The sequence below is a fragment of the Flavobacterium sp. TAB 87 genome (assembly GCF_001529295.1).
Taxonomy (GTDB): domain Bacteria; phylum Bacteroidota; class Bacteroidia; order Flavobacteriales; family Flavobacteriaceae; genus Flavobacterium.
Window position 1 is genome coordinate 1 of sequence record NZ_LLWK01000019.1, and the last position, 24590, is coordinate 24590.

Below are 24590 nucleotides of genomic sequence, written 5' to 3' on the forward strand. Positions count from 1 at the left end.
TAGTAGACAAAGGCTACCACAATGGACGAGAAATCGCTCAATGTAAAGAACATAACATCACCACCATTTTAACTCATCCTATATTTGTATTAAAAATATAAATGGTACACACATTAATTTTATCTACAGCGATAATTATTTTACCATCAATAGGACATTGTAAATTAGTTCTTTGTTTAATTGAAAATAACAAAGTAGATATAGATTATTTCGGAGTTGAAATTGATAACCCTGCGGATTATATGGATGAAGAAATGGAAGCTAAAATAAAAAATACTACTTACATTAATATTCATTTTGAAGATGAAGAAATAGAATACAGTAAGTATTCTAAAGAAGAAATTTTAAAATTGGCTAAAAACTTACTTGTCAATTTAGCCGATATTAAAATTTCCGCTGATGATAAAGATATTGATATTTACGTTTGATTTTATAGGTCTACATACTTTACGGTTACACTTTCATAGTAAGTTTCAATATAATCAAAAACATAACAAAATCGAGATCTAACAAGTTTAGGTTCAAAACTTTTAGAAATCGTAGGAATACAGTCTTAAATCCTTTAGCTAAGTTATTCTGAACATTTAATTATTAAAGATATTTTTCAAAAACTGTGTACTTCGGTTTATAATTAATTTTCTGAGGAATGGTTTCATCATTAAAACTAAAAGTCCTTGCTTCGCATCTAACCACACCCTGACTTCTTAATCTATCTTCCATGTCAGACATAATTAACGCCCCGATTCCTCTTCGCTTAAAGTTTTTATCAACAGCCAGGTAAAAAATTTCTGCAATAACTGAATCGGCAAAAAGTAAATTGTCTTTTATGACTGTCATTTTACTTAATGCAAAAGCCAAAATCTTATCATCCTCTTCAGCTACATTAATAATCAGATTACTGTTCTGTCTGAAAAAATTATCAAATAATATAAAATAGCGCTTATCGCTAATTTCTTTATTAACATCTGCACAATTTTCATAGTGCTTTGCGTCTAATTCTTTAAAAAGCGGCAGGATCGACGGTACATCTGCAGGTGTAGCGAGTCTAATTATCATTTTTTATAATTTCTAGTAAAGTTATTTTCTCAAGTTCGGTTATCTTATTGTAAATCCCCTCGGTAATATTCATTATATCCATGTTTGTCTCATAGACTGATCGCTCAATATCAGAGTATTCTGAATATAAAATTTTCTGGCTAAAAAGCAGTGCTTCCATTATTCTTAACTTTTTTTGCAGAAGGTCGGCTCTTGATTTCTCAATTTTAAGAGCATCATAATAATCTGCTATCTCTTGACTTAAGAGATTAATTTTTTCGATACTGTCCCTCTTATCCTGATCAAGATTAATACTTTCTATTTCATACTTAGCTTTACTGATTTCATATTCCGTTTTTCTCTTTCCGAAATCTAAAAGAGGGACACTTAATGAAATCGTAAAATTCTGGCTTTGGTTAGGATTTTGGTATATATACTGATAATGGTCTGCAGTATTATTAAATCCAACTCCTAATGCTAAATTCGCTGAGTAATACTTGCTACTTTCCAGCTGTTTCAACTCCTTTTGAAGCCCCGTTAAATTATTTAGCCTAAGGATCTCATGAACTTCCAGATATCTCTCGATGTAAACATCTGCATTTTGAAGATCAAAAGCTAACCCAGGCAGTAACAAGTTATCCGAATCATTGAGAAAATCAGAATTAAAAAAACTATTTATAGATTTTATTTTTAACAGCTCCCCCTTTTTGAGAAAAACCTGACTTCGATTTAGATCCAAAATCTTTAATTCCACATCAATGGAATCATATGGCAACCTTTTCCCAGCACTAATTAGATTGGATATTACTTTTTTATATTTGCTGGCGGAGTTCCACTCTGCATTCAGCAGTGCTGTCTGATTTTTAAACTTTATCAGTTCAAAATAATAGTTTATTGCTGTTTTTTTTATTTCAATACGCTTTTGCAGGTATATGACATTATTATAATTATATCTGGCTTCCTGGATTTTCTCCTCCCACTTCATATCATTAAAAAAGGTTAATGACTGGGAAAAATTTATTCCAAACCATGATGCGGAATAAGAAGTTGATCTTTGTGATCCAAAGAGATCTAATCTATTTAAGGAATTAGAAATGGTTATTTTCCCCCCCGTTAATGGTATTTTCTGAGATAAAGATAGGATGACTCTTGAATTTGCCGAATTTGACTCCCTGAATTCAAAAGTACCATCTGGCTGCGCAACTTCCGATATAGATCTGTTATAGGCAGGAAATGTAAAGTTCAATGCAACATTCGGCAGAAAGCCTTTGCGGAATAAACGATCCTCATTTTTATTGAGGCTGGCGAATTTGGCCATTTTTAAATCTTCAATTGATTTTTCTGAATTGCTTATAAATTCGTCGATTTTGACTGTTTTTTGGGAAAATATAGTGTTATTTGACAAACACAGGAGAGTGATAAGAAAAATTCTGAACATAGGGAAATATTTTAAAAACAGGATATAGTTATATCCTGTTTTTAAATTTAGAATTGTTATAATACTTTGTTTATATTAATGTTCTCAAGTAGCCATCGTAATAGTTACTTCTTGACTTTAACGCCTAAACCATATTTATGATTAAATATTTCTTCTCCATTTGAATCATGGTAAATCATAGCATAAGTTTCAAAAACTGCTTTTTCTTTAGGAATGGTAACATAATAGCTGCCATTACCATAGTTATTAAGCAGCTGAAGAAAACTATAAGATTTTATGGATTTAGCCGAATCAAAAACGTCTTTGTTTACTGTTGCTTTTTGAAGCATCAAATGCACCTCCTTCTTATCCTTCACAAAAAGGAATATCGCTGAACTTTCAGCTTCCCATTTATAGTTAATATCACTAGATAATTCAATTCCCATTTCCTTCACTGCCTTATCATTTAAATACATCGGCATTATTATAATCAGGGAGTCCCACTCAAAACAATTCACGTCATTCTTTAGGTTAATAACCTCGCCAATCTTATTTTGTTCATTGACGTGGGGTGCAAGTTTTTCTTTAAGTACTATTAGGCATTTCGGATCACTCTGCCCTTTACATGAAAATAGTAATAGAAAAGACATTAAAAAAGAATATCCAAAACTTCTATGCAGATTATTTCTCATCATATTTACGGATGAGTTTGAATTTCTCCATTATTCCATGCGTTCAAGAAATCTTGTACAAATTGAAATTGTTGTCCATCTGGGTTGCCATGATTTTGAAACCATTCAAAACCCCATTCATTATTGTGCAAGTCCATCGTATTGGATCCATCTGGGTTAGAAGTTTCATGAAGTGTGTGAAACTCTTTAGCTTTAACAAGTCCAAGATCCGCAGCGTCCATTGCTGACCACATGGAATGCCTTAATGCATCACCTTGGCCATCAAGAGTACCTGGTAACTGTTGACCATATTGAAGTGCCACATCTTTATTATGTGCCATTAGTGAAAGTGTGGTTGGATTCGTGTTGGCAAATAGCCACCAAAGTTCAGATGCATTAGGACTCTCAAGTATACCATCCGCGATAGCAGGATTTGGGGAACTTTCTCCTCCTCCGCCTCCACCCTGATTCCACTGATCTCCTCCGCCATCACTTCCGCCATCGCCCCAGTCGCCAGAACCTCCGCCAGAACCTCCGCCAGAACCTCCGCCAGAACCTCCGCCAGAACCTCCGCCAATAATAGTAATTCCATCACCATTATCAAACCATCCACCGTTGTTACTCCCAGATTGGGAGCCACCCCAAGCACCGTAAATACTCTGCTGGATTTCTTTTGAAATCTCAGGAAAATTCAAGTCATTCATACAGTTTAAATTTATGTTAATGTTATGTTATAAAATTATATATTTTAACCAAAAATCACTTGTTATTTTTTTTGTAAAACTAAAAAAAATATCCGTATTTTTGTACTTTTTTTTACAAATGTAAATAAAATTGTACATATATAAAGTAAAAAGTCTAAGATTTTAAAAAATGCCTTTTGTAGGTGTATATATATGAAAATAAGTAAAAAAGTAGTTGAGAAAATCCTGCTATTCCTCTCCGAATATTACCCCAGTCAGTACGCAAGCTTGGTTACTGGAAGTCATGTTGAAGGCACCAATAATGCATTTTCGGATATTGATATAATAATTTTTACAAAAGACAGAAATAATGTCTACAATGAAATGGTTCTTTTTCATGGTCTAAAACTCCAAACAATAATTATCCCGGTGCAAAACCTTCAGGAAATATTATGGGTGGATTATATATCTGGACAGGGAACATTTGTCAATATGATTTCGAAAGCCCACATCCTTTTCGACCAGACAAATTTCTTAAAATATTTAATCCCACACACAAAAGAGCTTAAATTGCTTGGAGCTAAACCACTTTCTGACTATGAAAATTATATGTCTAGGGTAAAAATTACATCTCTTCTTTTTGATGTAATGGGGGCGGATGATATTGATGAATTTTTATATACAATACTGAATCTTATTGATTTAGTCACCCAGTTCAAGCTGAAAGTCAGCGGGAGCTGGTGTAGTGACGGTAAATACAGGATGAAGCTTATCAAAGCTCTGGATGAAAACTTTTACCACAGACTCACTGCAGCAACCGCTGAAATTTATGGAAAAAAAAATAGGGAGGTCTTAGTAAATTTAACCACAGAGCTTCTAAAAGAGCATGGAGGATTACTGGCATACTATTCCAAATCAAATACTCTCTCAAAGGTTTCCCAAGACTACCTTGTTGTTGAACTGGATACCGATTCCAATATTGAGCGCATAAACCATACCATACAAATTTTGGAAGAGTTTCTCCAAAATTCTGAACATCACAAAAAAATCAAGTACTACTTTTTCTCTTCTAAGCCCGTCAGCATAGATAAATCCGAGCAGAATATCTATCTGGTCATAGAAACTGAAAAAGAGTTTATTAATAAATTTTTGATTGATCATCTGGAACTTTTTATTTCTGGACAATCAAACATTTCCAGACTTCTTTTCCCGTGTCAGTACGATCCGGTTTACCGTTTTTCGGGAAAGAAAATATATGATAAACTTTCTCCTCTTTTTTACAGCATTTCAAAGCTGATGACTACAGAAAAATTAAGATTTTCCAATTCTTCTTACCAGATTCAATTTGCTGTGCATTTCCTAAAAGAAGCGAAAAATATATGGTTTGCAGAGCGGCCTGATATGTTCTGTCCATTTTTGCAATATCTTTTTGACTGCTGGTTTGTTTTCACTTATGATGATGGACTGAGCTTTAAAACTAAAGAGCTCCTTGATAGCAGAAGAAAGAATTTAAAAAAATTCGAAACTTCATATGAAGACCAGAAAGAAAAGCTCTTAAAAAGCTACAATTCAAAAAGCATCATTGATAAAAGTGTCTTAACTATCATGAAAAAAAGCAAACAGATTCGTGAAATTAAAGATATTTCAATATATAAAGCTTATCTGGCTCCAGATGTTTTAAGCGAAATGGATAAAAAATACTGGAGCCTTTATAGAGAGATAATTTTTAAAACTTTCTCCATCCTTTTTATTGATAATCGCCTTATTTCTTATATCCCTTTTATCGTAAAAAAAATAGAATTAAATGATTAAAAACTTCCCCCATTATCCCCAACAGAATTCCGTTACCTGTGGTTTGACCTGCATTAAGATAATAGCTAAATATTATAACAAGATAATTGATATTACCCCTTACTATAAAAACCTTACATCAAAAGGTTATTCGATATATGACTTATGCCAAACTGCTGAAAATATAGGATTTCGATCAGTAGCTTACTCCGTATTTGTGTCTGATTTAGAATCGCTTAGCAGACCTGTTATCATTCATTGGGACAAAAACCATTATGCAGTTTTATATAAGGTAAAAAAAAATAGATTCTTCATCTCTGACCCTGCAAAAGGGCTGGTAGATTATGATATTAATGTGTTCCGTAGAAGATGGCTAGACGAAAACAATACAGGTAAAATTATTATACTGGAAGTTTCTGAAAAATTTCATGAATTAAAAAACAGCAGGTCCAATTATCTGGCTGCAATTGATTTTTTAGTGAGGCATTTGAGCCCGTATAGAAAAAACCTTTCCCAGCTACTTCTTGTAATGATTGTGATGGCTTTAATTTATGCTAGCCTTCCTTTCATTACCCGTTCTATAATAGATGTGGGGATTCAAGGACATGATTTTGATTTTATCACTATAGTTTTGATTGCAAATATTTCATTGCTTATTTTTAAAAGTGTTGGAGAATGGATAAGGGCTTCAATTTCGATGCACATTGCCAGCCGCATCAAAATTTCAATTGTTACTGATTATCTAATTAAAGTATTCTCGCTGCCAGTAAATTTTATTGACAGTATGTTAATGGGAGATATAATGCAGCGCTCTAAAGATCAGGAAAGAATTCAGCAATTTATCTCAAATTCCGCCATTTCGATTTTTATGTCAACTCTGATTATTATTATATACGGAATTATTCTTTTTGCCTTTGACGGCATCTTATTCTTAATCTTTTTATTCGCTACTCTGCTGTATATTCTTTGGATTATGTTTTTTTATCAGATTAGGAAAAAAATGGATATCAGCTATTACCAACTAATGGGAGAAAATCAAAGTTCCTGGATTGAAATATTAAAAAACTTTGAAGATATTAAGTTAAATAATTACTCCCTTAGCAAAAGATGGAAATGGGAAAAGATACAGGGATCACTATATAAAATTGAAGTTAAACTGCTAAATATAGACAGAATGCAGCAGCTAGGCGCTGATTTCATTAATGGAATGAAAGATATCGGTCTGACATTCTACGGAGCCTATCTTGTTATCCAGGGCGATCTTTCACTAGGTACCCTAATATCAATTCAATTTATAATTGGCCAGTTAGGCACTCCTGTTATGGAATTAATAAATTTCATAAAAATGGCGCAGTCTGCCTTTATAAGTTTCATGCGGGTAAATGACATTAATAACATGCCTGAAGAGCAGGTAAAAAGCAAATATTTGATAGGTAAATTTGATAAAGAAAACAACGATATAATTTTCAAAAATGTAAGTTTTAGATACAAAGGAGCCTCAAAAGTAGTATTGTACAATTTATCATTTACGATTCCTGAAAATAAAACCACAGCGATAGTTGGTTTAAGTGGGTCAGGAAAAAGTACCATCTTAAAATTATTGTCCAAAGTATATGATGAATATTCAGGAGAGATTTATTTAGGAAAAAGCAATCTGCGATCGTTTGATAATGAATTTATAAGACAAAATACAGGAACTGTATTTCAGGAAAGCACTTTGTATAATGATACAATTTTAAACAATATTGTACTTTCAGACGAGCATCAATACAGTCTGGAACGTGTTGAAGAAATTTTACCTTTGGCCAATTTAAAAGAGGAGATATATCTCCTCCCAGAGGGACTTAATACGAGACTCAGTGAAGGAGGAAAGGGTTTAAGCCAGGGACAGAAACAAAGACTGCTGCTGGCTAGGGCTTTTTATAAACGCCCTAAATTTCTACTATTAGATGAAGTAACAAATGCAATAGATTCCTATAGTGAGAATAAAATTCTTGATGTTTTTGCCAATGAACTAAAAAAAGAGACTATCGTTCTGGTGTCACATAAATTATCAACAGTAAAATGTGCGGATTTTATTATCATGATTGACAGAGGGATGATTTTAGAATATGGCTCATATGATGAATTAGTACAAAAGAAAACTTTTTTCTATAATCTCTTTAAATCCCAAATTGATGGACAAAATAAGTAACAGTATAGATAAGTACCAGTCTGAAGAACTCAAAGAGATATCATTGGCAACCAATTTAATTGACTATAAAAAAGTCATTTATTTTATTATCTCCTTTATTCTGATAAGCATCTTAATCAGTAATGTGATAAAATACCCGGAAAAAATTATCGGAAAAGCTTTTATTGTTTCCAAAAACCAGACAAATAATATATATGCTCCGACAAGCGGAGAGATAGAGCTGCTGATTAAAGATAACACTTTTGTCAAAAAAGGGGCTCTTTTAGCGTTGATAAAAAGTACAACTGATTATTCTGATTTGATGAAATTAAAAAATCAGTTAAGAAAAATCGATAGTAATAATATTGAAAAATCGATAGCTGTAGAGTTTGACAAAACCCTGAAATTAGGTGAAATACAAAAAATCTATTATAATTTTCTGCTTGCAGTAATCGAGTGTGAAAACACTTTGAAAATTGACCTTGCAAAGCAAAAAATTAGCAACATTCAAAACAAATTATACAGAAATACAGAGCGGGAAAAAATTTTACAAAGAGCTAAAAAAGTATTTAGCGATAAATCAGACATAATCAATAATTCATACGAGACTGATTTGGCCCTCTTTGATGCCCAGGCAATTGTACGAGACAGAATTGACAATTCAAAAATTACATTGCTCGATATGAAAGAAAAATCCCTGTTAATGGATAAGAATGATCAGGACTTAGTTCATAATACAGGAGAATTAAGTGATGAAATTTCATTGCTGAAAAAGGACAGGGAAAAGCTTGTAGCATCAGCCTTATTTAATGTCAAAAAAGCTTTTTATGAACTGAAAACAGCTATAGATTACTGGGAATATAATTTTACCATAACTGCACCAATTTCAGGTACACTAGAATATTACCAGCCATTTCTTAATTCTACACAATATATAAAAAAAGAATCCCAGCTCTTTATAATTTTGCCCAAAGTTGAAAATGTATATGCCAGAGGGGTAATGTCTGCAAATGGGTATGGAAAAATGCGAAATAAAGATACTGTATATATTAAACTTCGAGATTTTCCATCTAAAGAATATGGTGATTTAAAAGGGATAATTTACAATAAATCAAAAGTCTATCATGATACTATTTACTATATAAACATTAAATTAGATCCTAACTTAAAAACAACTCATAACAAAAAAATAAATTTTTCGTACAATATGCAAGGAACTGTTGAGTACCATGGAAAAAAAAGAAGCCTACTGCAAAGGATTTTCAGTAATATTCAAAACTCAATTGAAAAATAGTAAAGCGCAGGTTTTCTTATACAAAGTAGTGATTCCCAATAAACCATTCAAGACAAAACAGATATTCAGCAAAAAATCTGCGTACTAAATTTTTATATTATTTCGACCTTTAATTACGCAAATAATGAAGCACTGGTGGCTGGTTGAGATTTATTTATTGGAGCTTAAAAATTTTCTGCGTAAAATTTAAGTTGTATTTACTGATGTTTAACTAGTTTAACTTTTCTTGGCATGATATTGTGGCAGAATCGTGGTATAGGGATATTTGAGCCATCAACATCACACCAAAATCAAGGTCTAACAAGTTTAGGTTCGAATTGTATATTGCATTTAAAATATGTTTTCTAAACTCTTCATTTTTTGCCCAAACAGGAAGTAAACCCCAAGTATAATCACTTGTAATTATATCAGCATTTTTGTCTAAAATAATAGGCAAATTTGGATAGGAAAATCCATTAATGAAATTAGATTGATAGAGACTTTCATTATCATCCATTTTCTTATTGAATCGTTTTTTTAGATTTTCAACGCTTGCATATTGTTGGGTGAAAAAACACATACAATTGAATTTAAGTTTAACATTTTACCGTTATAATATCTTTTAATTTACTGGAATAACAAAGCGATAAATGCTCTTGTCTCATTTTCCATTTTTGTTTTAAATCTTGTCCGCCAAATTTTATTTTATCTCCTAACTTCAAATTTATTTTATCTAAAACTGGCATCAAAATTTTATGTTTAGGATTTTCATACTCAAACATAGAAAGTTGTTGTGTTGTATCTCCTGATATTCCCGTTATAATAACGCCTGCTTTTTTGTAATTATATCCTTCTTTGAAAATAGAATCTAACGCTAAATACGCATACTTGATGATCTCAAAAGTGGATGAAGTTGGAAAAGGTATTTTAATAGTTTTGGTTCCATAGTGCAAATTCCAGTTATATTGACCACCCAATTCCAATTTAAAGTGAGCAGTAAATAATAGTACATTTGGTAAATGATAGTATGCTAATAAGACTCTAATTTTCACAGTAATAGCAACGAATTCAAAAGATGTTTAATTATTAAATTTTAATGGTCAATAAAAACTGGAAAGTGGTGGTCAGGCTGGCCGTTTTTTCCAGTATATCCCTTAAAATTTTCGAACATAATATTTTCTCATACATTTAAACGAATCTTTATATGTTCAGTTTTATGCTGGCCCGTTTGGAGGTTATGAAAAATTCAATAATAGAGACAATACTTTTATGGGAAATTTTTGCTTTGTTTTTGAATTAAGTTATTGATGGATAAATTCTATAAATAAGTGAAATGGAATGTTCTTTGAAAATTTAACTGTTAATCACTAAAAGTGGGTATTGTTTAAGATATAATATTTAAATGAAATTTGTCACATATTATTTTCTAATACAATGGTTTATGAAAAAACAACTACTTTTTATAATATTTTTATTTAGTGTTATAGCAAATGCGCAACAATTAAATTTTAGTTATGATTCTGCAGGAAATCAAATTACTAGAATAATATGTATCTCTTGTACAGGAAAACCAGCGAAGGAAATAAAAGAGATTGAAGCTCTTGTTAAAGAGGATTTACTTAAATTTTCTGAAAATGATGCTATTTCGTATTATCCAAACCCCGTAAAAGAAGAATTATATCTTACTTGGCAAATAATTTCTGCGAATGATGTAAAGTCAATCCAAGTTTTTACATTGACTGGACAAGTTATAGATTCCTATACTAAATTAACTACAGAAAGTTCGCAAAGTATATCATTTAGTCGCTTCCCTGCAGGTGTCTATATGGTTACTCTGCTTTATAATGACGGAGACCAAAAAACAATTAAAATAATTAAGAAATAATTATATCATGAAGAAACTCTACTTTTCTTTACTACTTTTTATTATCTCTTTTTATACTCAAGCACAAGAAAATGCTGATAATTTAGTAAAAGGAACAACCCGAATTACGAAGACTGAAATTTCTCAGGGGAATAAAAATGTTGAATTAAATTTTTCTAAAATAGAATCTTCCTCGATGTCTGTAGCTGCTGCTCGTACAGGAAATTCTCCTGAAGTAGGATCTACGCCAGGAGAATTGACTGTTTCTAGTAGCGGAACAGCAAATTATAACATTCCTATTTCTGTACCTTCTGGAATCAACGGAGTTGTTCCAAAAGTTGGTCTATTTTATACTAGTCAGGGTGGAAATGGTGCTGCAGGATATGGTTGGAATATTTCAGGAATTTCATCAATAACAAGAATACCATCTACTAAATTTCATGATGGAACAATTGATCCGGTTGATTTCAATTCTTTGGATCGTTTTGCCTTAGATGGTCAAAGATTGGTTATAAAGATTGGCACAACTGGAACATATGGCGGAGATAATGTTGTTTATGAAACAGAAGACTTCTCTAATGTTAAGATTACCTCTATTGGAATTCATCCAGCTGGAGCAAATTATGGTCCAGCTTCTTTTAAAGTTGAATATCCAGATGGTTCTAAGGCTTTCTATGGAGTTTCCGGAGTTTCAAGGTCTGTAACAGACTGGGCTATTTCTTACTGGGAAAATCCTCAGGGAGTTCGCATAACTTATTCTTATACTCAAGTAAATAATATTATTAATATTTCTTCAATCAAATATGGTACAATTGGCAGTGTTACCCCAATTAATGACATTCAGTTTTTATACAAAGCACGTCAAAGGCAAGAGGATGTATATATTGGTGCGCAACGCCTTATTAGAAGTACAATTCTGAGTCAAATAATTACGTATACCAACAATGTGTCTTTTAGTAAGTATTTACTGAATCATGAAACGACATCTTTAGGTTATGAACGTCTTACAAGTATTACACAGACAAGTGGTGATGGAACAAAAAGCTACAATCCAACTGTTTTTACGTATAATACAACAGCGGAAGCGATAGTTGGTTCACCCATTTCAATTGCCACTAGTTTAAGTGTTGGAAATATTACTGGTTCAAATGCTGCAACCGTTTCGGGTGACTTTAATGGGGACGGTAGTATGGATTTTATACTTTATCCCACTACAGGCACTGGTGCTAAAAAAAAATATTGGATTTTCTCAGATGTAAATTCTTCGTCGCTAGATATAGGCTGGCAACATGATATAGGTACTTTTGATGAAATATTTGCCGTCAATTATGTTAATTATAATAACAAATTGATGCCATTGCAAGGGTGGACAGCTGTACGAGGAAATAGTTTTACAACTTATGCTTTGGCCGCGTACGGAATTATTCAGCAGGATCAAAAAATATACACTTTTCCAAAATTTGTTTTAAACTATTTTTATCAATGTGATGGAGTTACTCCTGAACAAAAATTAAATACAATTGATAAATTACGGCCACCCCCAACCAAACCGAATGATCCTATAGAGGTGCGTTATGAAAGAGATATTCCGAGATCATTTGTAAGTGGAGATTTTAATGGGGATGGAATCACAGATGTTATAGCTATTGAAAAATCTTTTACTTATCCCTATCATTCCGGATGTACTACTACTTCATTAACATATTATGGAGGAAGAACGTTTTTTATTAATTTAGATCAAAGAATACCAAGCAACTTTGTGAATGCTGCAGGTTATTTGTCAGTTACCAGTACTAGCAAATTTTTAGTTGCAGATTTTAATGGAGATGGTAAATCAGATTTGTATGTATTTGATACAGGAATTGTAAAAATATATAAATTAGATGATAATAAGCAATTTGTTATGTTACATCAGACTTCCCCTGTAGATTCAAATATAGCCATTGATAAGCCTATTTTGATGGGTGATTACAACGGAGATGGTAAATCGGATTTTATTATTCCAAAGGCTACTGGATCTTCGGAGTGGTATAAATATACTTCCAATGGTGTAAATCTTGTTAAAGAAACCCAGACCTATTTTAATTTCCCGGCTAATAACAATAATAATACTTATAATATAATTCCATCAGACTATAACAATGATGGAAAAACCGATTTATTGCTTGCTGGTTCTTATAGAATTTTGAATACTGGTGGGCTTGGTGTAAAATGCTATATTAACAAGGGTGGAGGAATATTTTCAGACACTCCTGGTAACTATTATAGTGGCACTATTACAAATCAAGAATTAGGACCAAATGCTCTGCCAATTTTTCTTTCATCCAGTCAACCTAATAGAAAACTAGAACTAGCATATATTTTAAATAATAAAATATATACTTTTAATTCTACAAAAGATTTTAGTAAAGAGCAGTTATTAAGATCAATTATAAAGGGTAACGGCGTTACAGAATCCATTTCCTATAAACCCCTAAGTCCAGGTTCTACTCAGGACTTTGGATCAATCTATTCAAACAGTGGATATACAGAAAATTATCCTAATATTGATGTAATTAGCGCTCCATCATTCGAGGTGGTAACTAAATTAGAAAAAATAAGTGCAACAGTTTATAAAAAGCAACTACTTAGCTATTATGGTGCAGTTTCAAACGTTGAAGGATTAGGCTTCTTGGGATTCAGAACTACATCAAGAACAAATTGGTTTGATGATTCTAGCCCAATAACTTCAAATTTTTCAAAGAATGATATGAGTCTAAGGGGAGCTAACGTGGAAAATTATACGGTTTTAGGATATGTTAGCGCATCAGGATCAAGTCCAAGTATTTACATAAATAAAACTGCTGTTACCTATACGAGTCAATTATTACCTAATAAGGTCTTTAAGTTACAAAGTGCTTCTGCCTTGCAATATAATAGTTTAGAAAATATAAATTCAGAAACTATTAGTACTTATGATTCCTACAGTAATCCTACTCGAGCCATCTTAAAAGTAAAAGAAGGTACTACAGTAATACACACTAACACGGCCGATTTTGAATATGATAACCAGCCTACTGGAGCAAATTATTATATTGGAAGACCAACAAAGAAAACGCAAACTGTAGTAGTCAGCGGTGACACCACAACAAGTGAAGAAATTTATGCTTATGCGAATCAATTGCTTTCTCAGGTTAAGAAAAAAGGAACAGGGACTGATTACCTCATTGAAGACAATATTTACGACGCATACGGAAATATAACTCAAAAATCAATTTTGGCAACTGGAGTAGTGCCGAGAGTTACTAAATATACTTATGATACTTCCGGTAGATTTTTAACTAAAAGTACTGATGTTGAGAATTTATCCACTACCTATGATTACAATTTAAATAACGGTACTTTAAACTACACAATAAATCCGTATGGCATAAAAACAACTTATAATTATAATTCGTGGTTTCAAAAAATTAAAACAACTGATTATTTAGGCAAAACCAACAATTACGTATATTCTTTAAGTTCATATAAAAGCATAATAAATACTATCGGAGACGATGGCAGTGCGAGTGAAGAAACATATGATGACCTTGGAAGAAAAATTAAAAGTGGCGCAAAAAATATAAATGGGGTCTTTTCATATATCTCTTATAATTACGACATTTTTGATCGAAATATTCAGATAAGCGAACCTTATTTTGGAGGAAGTCCTACTCGGTGGAATATTTCTACATTTGATAATTACGGGAGATTGATTACAAGTAGTTCACATACAGGAAATCTGGTAAGTTTTACATATTCAGGTTTGAATACCACTGTAAGTGAAAATGGCAAAACGAAAACTACAACAAAAAATGCAGTCGGAAATATCATATCGCTAACAGAAACTCCTGGGGGAACAATTAATTACACTTATTTTGCCGATGGAAATTTGAAATCATCAAGTTTTGATGGAATTGTAACTACAATCGAACAGGATGGATGGGGAAGGAAAACAAAGTTAATCGATCCATCAGCTGGTGTTTATCTTTACGAGTATAATATTTTTGGAGAAACAACTAAAGAAACTACTCCAAATGGAAGTACCACTTATACATTAAACAACGAAGGTAAAGTAATTAAAAAATTAATTGCAGGGAACTTAACAAATTCCAAAACAACTTATACATACGACACAACAAGTAAACTTCTTACGAATACTAAGTTTGAAAATCTATTGGAAGGTACAAGTACAATTATTAATACATTGACTTATGACAGTTCTAAAAGGATAATCAAATCAGTAGAAACTACTCCATTTGCAAGCTTTACTAAAGATTTGACATATGATGCATTTGGTCGTGTGGATAAAACAACAAGTACTGCCACAACTTTAGGAAAAAGTAGCTCAAGAGCAGTAAGAAACATTTATAAAAATGGTGCTGCCTGGCAAATTTTAGATGATTCAAACAGTGCTGTTTTATGGCAAACAAATGTAGTAAACGCAAGAGGGCAATTAACAAGTGGTCTAAGTGGTCCAATTGCCATTACAAATACTTTTGATTCATATGGATTCCCATCTCAGATTAAATATGACAAAAGCACAGTTCCGGCAACTAACTTACTTACTTTAACTACTGTATTTGATGCATTAAAAGGGAATCTGACCAGCAGATCAAATAATTTATTTTCATGGAATGAAAGTTTTAAATATGATACACTGGATCGCCTAACTGAATTTACAAATACATTAGGAGCACAAGAAACGCAAGCTTATGATGATAAAGGGCGCATAATTCAAAACAATTTGGGAACTTATAATTATGCAATTCCAAATCAACCCTATCAAAATAGTTCGATATCATTAGTACCTAATGCGGTACTATATTATACAGGAAGACCTACACTAAATATTACATATAATACTTTTAAGAGTCCTGTTCAAATAGAAGAAACCGGAGTTGACAAAGTAAGTTTTACTTATAACGATTACAACAATAGAAGCGTAATGTATTACGGAGGTTTACAAGATGATAAACTTTTAAGACAATATCGCAAGCATTATTCTGCTGATGGTACCATGGAAATAAAAGAAAATCGTTCTACTGGAGCGATAGAATTTATTACTTATATTGGGGGAAATGCTTATAACTCTTCAATTGTATTAAAAAGTGATGGTACTACACAAAACTTTTTATATTTACAACGCGATTATCAGGGAACCGTTGTAGCTATCAGCGATGCTAGTGGTTCAGTTTTAGAGAAACGCATTTTTGATGCGTGGGGTAATATTGCTCAGGTTCAAAATGGAGCAGGCATAGGATTAACAGGGCTTACGATCTTAGATATAGGTTATACGGGTCATGAACATATACAGTCAGTAGGAATAATTAATATGAATGGCCGTATATATGATCCTAAATTACGTAGATTTCTACAACCGGATAATAACATCCAATCACCTCTTGATATTCAAAACTATAATAGATATGGGTATGTTCTAAATAATCCATTGAAATATACCGATCCGTCGGGAGAAAATTTTGATGAATGGTGGAGTAAAAATTGGAAAACTGTTGTGACAGTAGTTGCAGCAGTAGCAACAGTTGTTGTCATTACCGTTTCTATGGGTACAGCAACACCTTTAGTTGTAGCGATGTGGGCTGGAGCAGGTGGTGGTTTAGTAGGAGGCGTTGTGGGTAGTGCATTAAATGGAGATAATCTGGGACAAATAGCAATGAGTGGGCTAAAAGGTGCTGTTTTTGGCGGGATATCTGGTTATTTGGGAGGTGCAGCGGCTCTCTACGCTCCCGTATCGGGAGCATTTTCGGGCGCAGTTTATGGTGGAACTACAAACGTTATGATAGGTGGTTTCGTAAATTTCATCCAGGGAAATGATATTGGAGAAGGTTTCGCTATGAACTTGGGAGTTGGAGTGCTTACTGGTGGTTATGTAGGATATAAAACAGCACAAGCTCAAGGATTAAATGTTATGACTGGTGCTCCTAAAAGTTCAGTTATTGCTGACAATGTAAATTCTTCTATAGATGATGCACAATTGTCATATCAAAAATCCTTAACAACACAAGAACAGCCGATTAATATGAGTAACACGGCTGTAGCAGATAATCCAATAGAATTCACAACATCTTCTAAATCATTGGCACCGAGTAGAAATTATACAATATTTGACGGTGAGGGAAATTTATATAAATTTGGTGTTACAGATGAAAATTTTTTTAGAATGAATCAATCCCTAAAAATGGCAGGAGAAGGAGCGACTGCAAAGTTTTCTAATGTTGTACCGAAATTTCAAGCTCATCTTAATGAAACATATTTAAGAAGTTTACACTTTAACACTACGGGAACTTGGAAAATAAATGGAATGATTTATCCATATCCTAGGAATTTTGATACCGGCGTAAGAATTAAACCAACGCGATAAATAAAATAAAAATGAAACTAGTTATAGATAGAACCTTATTTGGCTTTAATGATGGTATTGATACTATAAACCAATTAAACGATAAATTTACATTTTTGTCAATTTTATTGAATCGTCTTTTAAGTGAAAAATATACAGGCAAAAAAATAAAGTATCTTAATTTATTTTTTTACGAAAATCCGATAAAACTTATTAAGGCTTATGGAAAAGACTATTTTTTACATTATTATGGGGGTCAGTTCACATATAAAAGAGTAATTGACTATGATTTTTTCCTAAGTTTAAATTATGATGGACAGAAGCAATTTATTTGGAAAACTGCTTATGAAATGCTACAATTTGCTGCAGAAGAACTTAAAAATGAAAGTCTTTTGAACGCAAGTGAATATGCTTATCATAAAGGACTTGAAATGGAATTAAATGCAGACTACAGAATGATTGAAACTGAAGTTATAATATTTGGTAAGAATTATAAAGCAGCAGTGTGGGTTAATTTTTTAGTAGACAAGATGCAAGCTAATTTTACTTTAGAAAAAAACAATCAAATTGTTTTGAAGAAACTTTTAGAAGAGGGTCCAAATGGAATGGAATTTTTTCTAGTAATGTTTAAAAAAATATTACAAAAGGACAACTCTATCATTATACACGGGACAAAAGATTTAGCCTATCTGCCGTTGCAGGTAAGTTTTATAAATGATCACGGGCAGTTATCTATTAATAATTAAATATAACTTTGGTAAAATTTTACTTTTGGAATGAATTAATATTTAAAGTACATCTATAAGAGTACGAACATTGTCTACTTTCACTATAAATTCGGCTGAATAATTTTTTTGAGCGCTATATATTATATCAGCTGACTTATTGCCTTTAACTAATGATCCCTCGCATCTACAACTATCAAGATTTTCGTCCATTTGGAGTTATTATACTTTTTATTTTATCATTATATATTTTACTAATTGTACCGATAGAATGGTCACCATACTGATCAACTAAATTATCTCTATTTTGATTTAATATTGAAGAGACACTTTCAATAACTTGCGGATCATCACATTTAGGAACATCCTTTTCACAAGAGCTTAATGAGATTAAACCGGACATCAATATTATTCTTGTAACATTTTTAGGTAAAACTAAATACATCTAACAATATTGGGGTATTAGCTGTTATTGTTGACTCTTTTATTGGTAGCGCAATAAGTTTTTATAAAAGTTATGGTTTTATATTAATTCCAAGTAATAATAAAATGGTCATACCCATCAAAACTATTCAGGATTCTTTTTAGTTTAACTATTATTCCAGGTGAGACTAAATAAGTCTCACCTATTTTGAAATCTGAAATATTATTAGTAAAGTTCGCTTTCTAAGTTAAACATATCATTTACCATTTGTCCAAAGTAATTGATCTACTATCCTATTTTTATAGATTAGGTCCAAATTTTCTAAATCGTTTAATTCGCTATGAATTATTTTAGTAAGCGGTGTAGTATAATTTATTGAACTTTCGAAAATACTTTCATTTCTATATTTAATCAGGTTCTGATTGTAAATAGAATATTTATTTTGTTTTTGATTTAATGTTTTTCTGGCTAAACAGGTTTTCTTGCGATAATTGCAAATTCCGGTTATATTGACCACCCAATTCCAATTTAAAGTGAGCAGTAAATTATAGTATATTTAGTAATCGACGGTAAGATTCTAATTTTAAGAGTATTAGAAACGAATTCAAAAGATTTTTGATTATTTAATTTTAATGGTCAGTAAAAACTGGAAAGTGGCGGTCAGGCTGACCATTTTTTCCACTACACTCACTAGAGGACTACTAAGGCTACTATGATAATGAAGTTAGGATTTGCATAATTAGCGTGCCATCCGAACTCCTCAATTTTCTTTGGAAAATAAGACCTTTTGTCTTTTGGATTATAATAAAACATTCCCCAAATCCAGTTATTTGGATCATATTCCCACTCATTTTTAGTTTCTTCACTAGGTTCATCGTAATCTTTCATATAGTTTTATTACTTAGTTAGACTTCTTTGAATAAAAGTAAAGTTAGTTTAAATATTTTACTTTAAGAATAGCTTATTTTTCTTCAACGCAATCAAATAATGTTAAATAGTGAAATTTTATATTATAAGTTAATTTTCTTTATGAGAATATGTATTGATTGTCTCGATTCATAAACATAGTAGTATTCGAGATTTTTTTAAGTCCTCATCTTGATTTAAAATGAAGTTTTTACAATTATGATCATGATAATATTTTGCATTTCATAGTCTTAAATAATTAATTTGAAATAAAAATTTTAAAAATGAAATAAAAATTATTTTAGAATTGGACAAGCAGACAGTTAAAGTGATCCTGAAGTAAAACATCTTTGAGGAACAAAAAAAGGGATTTATTCGCACTCGCTAACTTTGATAAATAAATTTGTTTGCTTTTTTTCTTCGTTTTGGGCTAATAAATATAGAGCTTATAATCTCAAACGAATTTTTAATCTCATTGACCTATATATGTTGAAAATGTACTTAAAACGCACGGCTTTCTTTTATTGGTGCAATGAGTTTCATTTTTAAGCCTTTTACTCGGTTATAAAATTTGAAATAATTGTGGATGTATTTTTTAATAGAAGGAATTATTGTTACGGAAATGGATTACATTTACTTCATAATGAAGTTCGATTAGAAATGTGGAAGGGTTTGTAGACGAAATGACGTTGTGTGACATAATTTAAGAACTTCCAGATTTCAATAACCTAACGCAATTAACAATGAAGTTAACTACAAAATTTACTCTATTTCTAATAATAATATTTTTATTTAAGTATTCATCTGGAAATGGGCAAGTCTTACAAATTACTGGAAAAGTAATTGGAACAGATCCGAAATCAATTATGTTGATTAAGCCTACCCAAGATGATAGATTTGATTCAATAATTGAGATTCCTGTAATTGACGGAAAATTTTATTACGAGGAAAAACTTCAAAACACCGAAGCTGTGAGCCTTGCATTTACGCAAAGCGTCAAAGATGGAGGATATAGACCTATGCCATTATTTCTTGAAAATGAGAAAATTAACTTAACTATTTATCCTGAACTGGAATTTGATAAAAATATTATTGAAGGAGGAAAACTAAATGCTGAGTATAAAAAATTTAAACAAAGTTTTGATGAAAAATTTAATGCTAAAATGCAACCACTTCAGGATAGTATAAACGCACTATATTTAAGCGACGAATTTCTTAGTAAGAAAGCGAAAAAATTATATATAGAATTACAAGAGGCTAAAAATCAAGATGAAAAATTAGTTATTTATAACAAACTCGATGAATTAAAAAAATCTAATCAAAGCTTAAGTCCCAAAGCAAATGAGCTAGAAGATAAAATAAAACCTATATATGAGAAGCAAAAAGTCTTTCAGAGAGAATATATAGAAAATAATCCAACTATTGTGTCATATTCATTTTTATTAAACAGCTTGATATATAACAAAGAAACGATTGATATTAATTCTGTAAAAAAGTCTTTTCAAATACTTTCAGCGGCAAACCCAGATCATCCATATAATAAATTAGCTTATAATTTAATAAGTGCTATAGAAAATGTAAAAATTGATAAAAAATATACAGATTTTTCAGCGCCTGACTTAAAAGGTGTTGACATTAAAATATCTGATAGAATAAATGGAAAGATTGCATTAATAGATTTATGGGCAACTTGGTGCGGATCTTGTATAGCCAAAAGTAGAACAATGGTTCCTCTTTATAATGAATATAAAGACAAAGGTTTTACAATTATTGGAGTTGCTGGAGAATTTAAAAATACTGACAGATTGGTTAAATTTCTTGATAAAGAGAAATGGCCGTGGTTAATTTTGGTGGAACTTGATCGACAAAATTCAATTTGGCAGAAATATGGAGTGGATGGTGGCGGTGGTGGAATGTTCCTTATCGATGCAGAGGGAATAATTTTAGCGAAAAACCCGACAGTAGAAGAAATTCGGAAAGAATTAGATAAGAAACTTTGCAGATAATATTACGTCACATAACAGCTAAGGCTTCATTGTTCATTTTTCAGGCGCAACGAAGCCATAGCTGTTGGCTGCAGTATTTTTAGTAACTTACTTTCTCTCCATTTCCAATGAAAACAAGTGCATCAAAATGTTTAAAATAATTAAACTCTGTAATTCTCATACCGAACATACCAACAAATTTTTTGCTCTTTAATTCAGGAAATTCATTACTTATCAAACTTGAAAAAATTATAGAATAACCTTTTTTTTCTGGTAATAAATTTAACATATTGTTTTTCGGTAGGAGATTTTTATTGGAGCGAAACCAATTTGAAAAGTTTTTCGATTTGTTTGTCCAAGAAATTTTGCACCCATAATTTTGCCATCTATAAACTCCTCCTTCATTTTTGAAATATGAGCATTTGCTGCAAATTTCAGTTATATAGGCCACCCAATTCCAATTTAAAGTGAGCAGTAAATTATAGTATATTTAGTAAATGATATATATTAGATTCTAATTTGCAGAGTAATAGGAACAAATTCAAAAGATGTTTGATTATTAAATTGTAATGGTCAATAAAAACTGGAAAGTGGTGGTCAGGCTGACCGTTTTTTCTAGTATATTCCACGCTGAGTTTTAACCATAAAAAAACTACGCAATTTGCGTAGTTTTTTTATGGTTTTTTATATTATGACCAATCAGTAATACTCCATTGATCTTCTTGTCCTTTTAGTTTAAAGTTGATTTTGTCTAGATTATTAATTAATTCTTGAGAGCTAAAATCATCGACTGTTTTTTCAAGGTCTGCATCTGTCTTAAATGTATTTTTCGAAGTGGGAAACAAATCTAAATAAGTTCCAAAAACTTGATAAACTTATAGGTCTTTTCGCCTTTAATTTCGAGTGCTTTGTATTCTCCTTTATAGAAAACATTAAAGATCACTTTTAGTTTTTTATCCCCACCGCCGTAATTAACAACATAGTAATTGCCTTTTGTATTTTCTTTGGCTTCGACAAACTCCAACGGCATTTTTGCATTGTTTGCGATCTCCTTAGAGAAAGCCATTGCTTGTTCTTGAGTAAGTTCTTTTAATTGTCCAGGTGTGAACTGTGCCTGTGCTAAAAAACTGATTAGCAATGTTGTGATGTGAAAGATTATTTTGTTCATAATTTATAAGCTATATAATCGTTTTAAATGGCGTAAAACATTAATACCTTTGCTCGTAATGTACATATTATTATCATTTTTATTCATTTTTGCTATTCCTACGTCAACCATATATTTAATTAAATTATTGGATACATTATTTTCTGAAAAATCAATTATACCGCTTTTTTTTGAATACTTTATTTTGCTAATATCTGCTTTAATCTCGTTTGGGATATTATTTAGTGTAACCGCAATATATTGATCTTCATTATCATTAATTTTGAGAGAATTTAACTCCTTTAATAACTTTTCACTAAAACTATTAGCGTTCTTTAATTCATTATTCAATTGAATTACTGCGTTATTATGTGAATTACTGATTTGCTCATTACTTTCTTTTAAGTTTTTTATTTGTTCTTGGAAGTCGTCAATTTGCTTATTTCCTGTTTCTATATTCTTTAAGTCAAATTGCTGTGCAGCAAATTTTAATTTTTTAATCATGGTATGACTTTTAACGTCGTAAATGTTATCAACTCTACTTTTCTTAGTTTCTGACAGATCGTTGTCAATAGAAAGCATTATTTTAGGAATTAACAAGCTATAAAGAAGGGCAATAAGGGCAGGGAAAAATATTGCCCAAAAACTGCAATATTCATGATTAATTATAACGATTTTATCCTCGATTGAAGCATTAGAGAATAGTAATAGAAGTACGGGCCTCCAATTGTAAATTACAAATGAGCACAGAAATGCACCTGAAATTGGAGTTTTAAGTCTCTCTTTTGTTGAGTTAAAAAACTCCTTAATTATATCTGGGAATGTCATTGCACTTATTTAAGATTTCAAATGTAGGAATTTGTTACCAATGATACATATTTGTCACTTAAAAAGAACTAATTTTAAATTTTATTAATTAAATCAATACTATAATGCCTGACAAACAGATACCCAGACCAAATCAAAGACCGCAGCCAACTCCATCAAGACCTACCACACCAAGTCCTAAACCAAGTCCAGGTCAAGGGGAGGGTCGAGAGCAAAAAGGAACGCCTAGACCACCTAAAAGGTAATGACAAAAAATATAAAAGTAAAAATCAAACCTAAGAACATAAACCCCATACTAAAGTAGTTGAGGTTGGTTGTTAGGTTTGAAAAACGATCTGATCTCTTGTCATAATCTTTACTATCACAATCCAGTTTAAGTAGTAATTCTTTTTTTTCTTTAGTGATTGTCTCTAGGCTTTTAATTTCATCTACTTCAACTTCACAATCATACATTAGATAGCTTTCATAATTTGCCTTGTATCCATACTGTTGCGATAAAAAATTTAGAATGATGCCTACTAAGAACATTCCGGCTGATATCTTTATAAAGCATGTACAAGTGCAAAAATCTTTATTTGCTGACAGATGTTTGATGGTTTCAAGGCATACATAAATACCCGCTCCACAAATTGAAATTATTAATAAATCTATTCTTTGTATGCTATAAAACATTCCATCCCATGATTGTTTTTTGCCTTCTAATGAGTTTTTCATATAAAAATTTTAAATTCAAATATAATAAGTCTATTTATAAATGAATATATTTTGTCACTAATACTCATCATTAAATCTTTTTTGATTGAGCCACGTTACTACGTGCGCTTTAGCCTGACCTGTTTTGGCTAAAAATTCATCGTACTTTTTAAGGGCATTGAAACACTTAATTTTTTCAACCAGATTTAATTTGTCGTAGGCTTTTTGCGAAGCTTCTTTTTTGACTTTCAAATTGTACTTTGCCCAAAACGTTTCGAACGAGTAATCGTTTATAACCAATTCTATAGTAACTACTTTTTTGTACTGCGACCATTTTTCCATGTCTTCGATGGTACAAGGAAACTGAACGGCTTGCAACAACTTTAAAACTCGTTTCCCTTTGATGTTGAAAAAGGCGTGAATTACTCGATCGGATTCGCGGTACTGGAACAGCCATTCGTCGGCGGTTTCTTTGAAGGTTACTTTGTAGCTAACGTGGTTCTCCATTCTTTTAAATCTTTTAGGTTATAGAATACAAGCATTTTAATATGGTGTGCCAATTCTGACTCGATTAGTGCGCCGTTACTGCCAAT

At 31.6% G+C, this 24590-nt stretch carries 22 protein-coding genes; 9 read left to right on the forward strand and 13 right to left on the reverse strand.

Annotation, left to right across the window (positions count from 1 at the left end; translation table 11 throughout):
• The first annotated feature begins 101 nt into the window (after positions 1 to 101).
• Positions 102 to 428, forward strand: coding sequence for a hypothetical protein (locus AP058_RS00470; protein ID WP_066305522.1), 327 nt, complete (start codon positions 102 to 104; stop codon positions 426 to 428).
• Positions 429 to 591: 163 nt separating this feature from the next.
• On the opposite strand, the gene AP058_RS00475 is transcribed toward AP058_RS00470, so the two are convergent.
• The 4 genes from AP058_RS00475 to AP058_RS16765 all read right to left on the reverse strand — a co-directional run bounded on the left by AP058_RS00475 (position 592) and on the right by AP058_RS16765 (position 3827).
• Positions 592 to 1056 carry a GNAT family N-acetyltransferase gene (locus AP058_RS00475; RefSeq protein WP_066305525.1) on the reverse strand — a complete coding sequence of 155 codons (465 nt, stop codon included), beginning with the start codon at positions 1054 to 1056 and terminating at the stop codon, positions 592 to 594.
• On the reverse strand, positions 1046 to 2473 hold the full coding sequence (locus AP058_RS00480) for a TolC family protein (protein ID WP_066305527.1): 1428 nt from the start codon (positions 2471 to 2473) through the stop codon (positions 1046 to 1048). The genes AP058_RS00475 and AP058_RS00480 overlap by 11 nt, the downstream gene beginning before the upstream one ends.
• Positions 2474 to 2577: 104 nt before the next feature.
• Positions 2578 to 2934: a hypothetical protein gene (locus AP058_RS00485; RefSeq protein WP_157492533.1), complete on the reverse strand. Its 357-nt coding sequence runs from the start codon at positions 2932 to 2934 to the stop codon at positions 2578 to 2580.
• Between the two features lie 215 nt (positions 2935 to 3149).
• The gene (locus tag AP058_RS16765; protein ID WP_066305533.1) at positions 3150 to 3827 is read right to left on the reverse strand and encodes a hypothetical protein; all 678 of its coding nucleotides are present in this window, start codon (positions 3825 to 3827) and stop codon (positions 3150 to 3152) included.
• Positions 3828 to 4019: 192 nt separating this feature from the next.
• Between AP058_RS16765 and AP058_RS00495 the strand changes: the two genes are divergently transcribed.
• From AP058_RS00495 to AP058_RS00505, 3 genes are read left to right on the forward strand one after another with little or no spacing between them, the layout of a single operon-like run.
• On the forward strand, positions 4020 to 5618 hold the full coding sequence (locus tag AP058_RS00495) for a nucleotidyltransferase domain-containing protein (RefSeq protein ID WP_066305534.1): 1599 nt from the start codon (positions 4020 to 4022) through the stop codon (positions 5616 to 5618).
• Positions 5611 to 7791, forward strand: coding sequence for a peptidase domain-containing ABC transporter (locus tag AP058_RS00500; RefSeq protein ID WP_066305536.1), 2181 nt, complete (start codon positions 5611 to 5613; stop codon positions 7789 to 7791). The genes AP058_RS00495 and AP058_RS00500 overlap by 8 nt, the downstream gene beginning before the upstream one ends.
• Complete coding sequence (locus AP058_RS00505) at positions 7775 to 9064, forward strand: hypothetical protein (protein ID WP_066305537.1); 1290 nt, start codon at positions 7775 to 7777, stop codon at positions 9062 to 9064. Before AP058_RS00500 ends, AP058_RS00505 begins: the two co-directional genes overlap by 17 nt.
• A gap of 211 nt (positions 9065 to 9275) precedes the next feature.
• Here AP058_RS00505 and AP058_RS00510 read toward each other — a convergent pair whose 3' ends face one another.
• Complete coding sequence (locus tag AP058_RS00510) at positions 9276 to 9623, reverse strand: hypothetical protein (protein WP_066305539.1); 348 nt, start codon at positions 9621 to 9623, stop codon at positions 9276 to 9278.
• A gap of 16 nt (positions 9624 to 9639) precedes the next feature.
• Positions 9640 to 10095, reverse strand: a complete 456-nt coding sequence (locus tag AP058_RS00515) for a DUF4113 domain-containing protein (RefSeq protein ID WP_066305540.1) — start codon at positions 10093 to 10095, stop codon at positions 9640 to 9642.
• Between the two features lie 389 nt (positions 10096 to 10484).
• Between AP058_RS00515 and AP058_RS00520 the strand changes: the two genes are divergently transcribed.
• From AP058_RS00520 to AP058_RS00530, 3 genes are read left to right on the forward strand one after another with little or no spacing between them, the layout of a single operon-like run.
• Positions 10485 to 10928: a T9SS type A sorting domain-containing protein gene (locus AP058_RS00520; RefSeq protein WP_066305544.1), complete on the forward strand. Its 444-nt coding sequence runs from the start codon at positions 10485 to 10487 to the stop codon at positions 10926 to 10928.
• Positions 10929 to 10935: 7 nt separating this feature from the next.
• The gene (locus AP058_RS00525) at positions 10936 to 17310 is read left to right on the forward strand and encodes an RHS repeat-associated core domain-containing protein (RefSeq protein WP_066305547.1); all 6375 of its coding nucleotides are present in this window, start codon (positions 10936 to 10938) and stop codon (positions 17308 to 17310) included.
• A gap of 11 nt (positions 17311 to 17321) precedes the next feature.
• Entirely contained in the window at positions 17322 to 18035 is a 714-nt protein-coding gene (locus AP058_RS00530) for a hypothetical protein (protein WP_066305554.1), read from the forward strand.
• A 175-nt stretch (positions 18036 to 18210) separates the two neighbouring features.
• On the opposite strand, the gene AP058_RS00535 is transcribed toward AP058_RS00530, so the two are convergent.
• A complete protein-coding gene (locus tag AP058_RS00535) occupies positions 18211 to 18459 on the reverse strand; it encodes a hypothetical protein (RefSeq protein WP_157492535.1) in 249 nt (82 codons plus the stop codon).
• Positions 18460 to 19128: 669 nt separating this feature from the next.
• Positions 19129 to 19326: a hypothetical protein gene (locus AP058_RS00545; protein ID WP_066305560.1), complete on the reverse strand. Its 198-nt coding sequence runs from the start codon at positions 19324 to 19326 to the stop codon at positions 19129 to 19131.
• Between the two features lie 761 nt (positions 19327 to 20087).
• On the opposite strand from AP058_RS00545, the gene AP058_RS00550 reads away from it, so the two are divergent.
• Positions 20088 to 21350 (forward strand): redoxin domain-containing protein, encoded by a 1263-nt coding sequence (locus AP058_RS00550; RefSeq protein WP_066305561.1) that lies wholly within the window; start codon positions 20088 to 20090, stop codon positions 21348 to 21350.
• Positions 21351 to 21429: 79 nt separating this feature from the next.
• On the opposite strand, the gene AP058_RS16770 is transcribed toward AP058_RS00550, so the two are convergent.
• The 3 genes from AP058_RS16770 to AP058_RS00565 form a co-directional block, all read right to left on the reverse strand.
• The gene (locus tag AP058_RS16770) at positions 21430 to 21780 is read right to left on the reverse strand and encodes a hypothetical protein (RefSeq protein WP_157492537.1); all 351 of its coding nucleotides are present in this window, start codon (positions 21778 to 21780) and stop codon (positions 21430 to 21432) included.
• A 396-nt stretch (positions 21781 to 22176) separates the two neighbouring features.
• Positions 22177 to 22497 carry a hypothetical protein gene (locus tag AP058_RS00560; RefSeq protein WP_066305572.1) on the reverse strand — a complete coding sequence of 107 codons (321 nt, stop codon included), beginning with the start codon at positions 22495 to 22497 and terminating at the stop codon, positions 22177 to 22179.
• Positions 22498 to 22500: 3 nt separating this feature from the next.
• On the reverse strand, positions 22501 to 23304 hold the full coding sequence (locus AP058_RS00565) for a hypothetical protein (RefSeq protein WP_066305574.1): 804 nt from the start codon (positions 23302 to 23304) through the stop codon (positions 22501 to 22503).
• Positions 23305 to 23408: 104 nt separating this feature from the next.
• Here AP058_RS00565 and AP058_RS16780 point away from each other — a divergent pair, with 104 nt between their 5' ends.
• On the forward strand, positions 23409 to 23549 hold the full coding sequence (locus AP058_RS16780) for a hypothetical protein (protein WP_157492541.1): 141 nt from the start codon (positions 23409 to 23411) through the stop codon (positions 23547 to 23549).
• On the opposite strand, the gene AP058_RS00570 is transcribed toward AP058_RS16780, so the two are convergent.
• On the reverse strand, positions 23539 to 24018 hold the full coding sequence (locus AP058_RS00570; RefSeq protein ID WP_066305577.1) for a hypothetical protein: 480 nt from the start codon (positions 24016 to 24018) through the stop codon (positions 23539 to 23541). The two genes, AP058_RS16780 and AP058_RS00570, sit on opposite strands and share 11 nt — an antisense overlap.
• 57 nt (positions 24019 to 24075) lie before the next feature.
• Entirely contained in the window at positions 24076 to 24504 is a 429-nt protein-coding gene (locus AP058_RS00575; RefSeq protein ID WP_066305579.1) for a hypothetical protein, read from the reverse strand.
• Between the last annotated feature and the right edge of the window lie 86 nt (positions 24505 to 24590).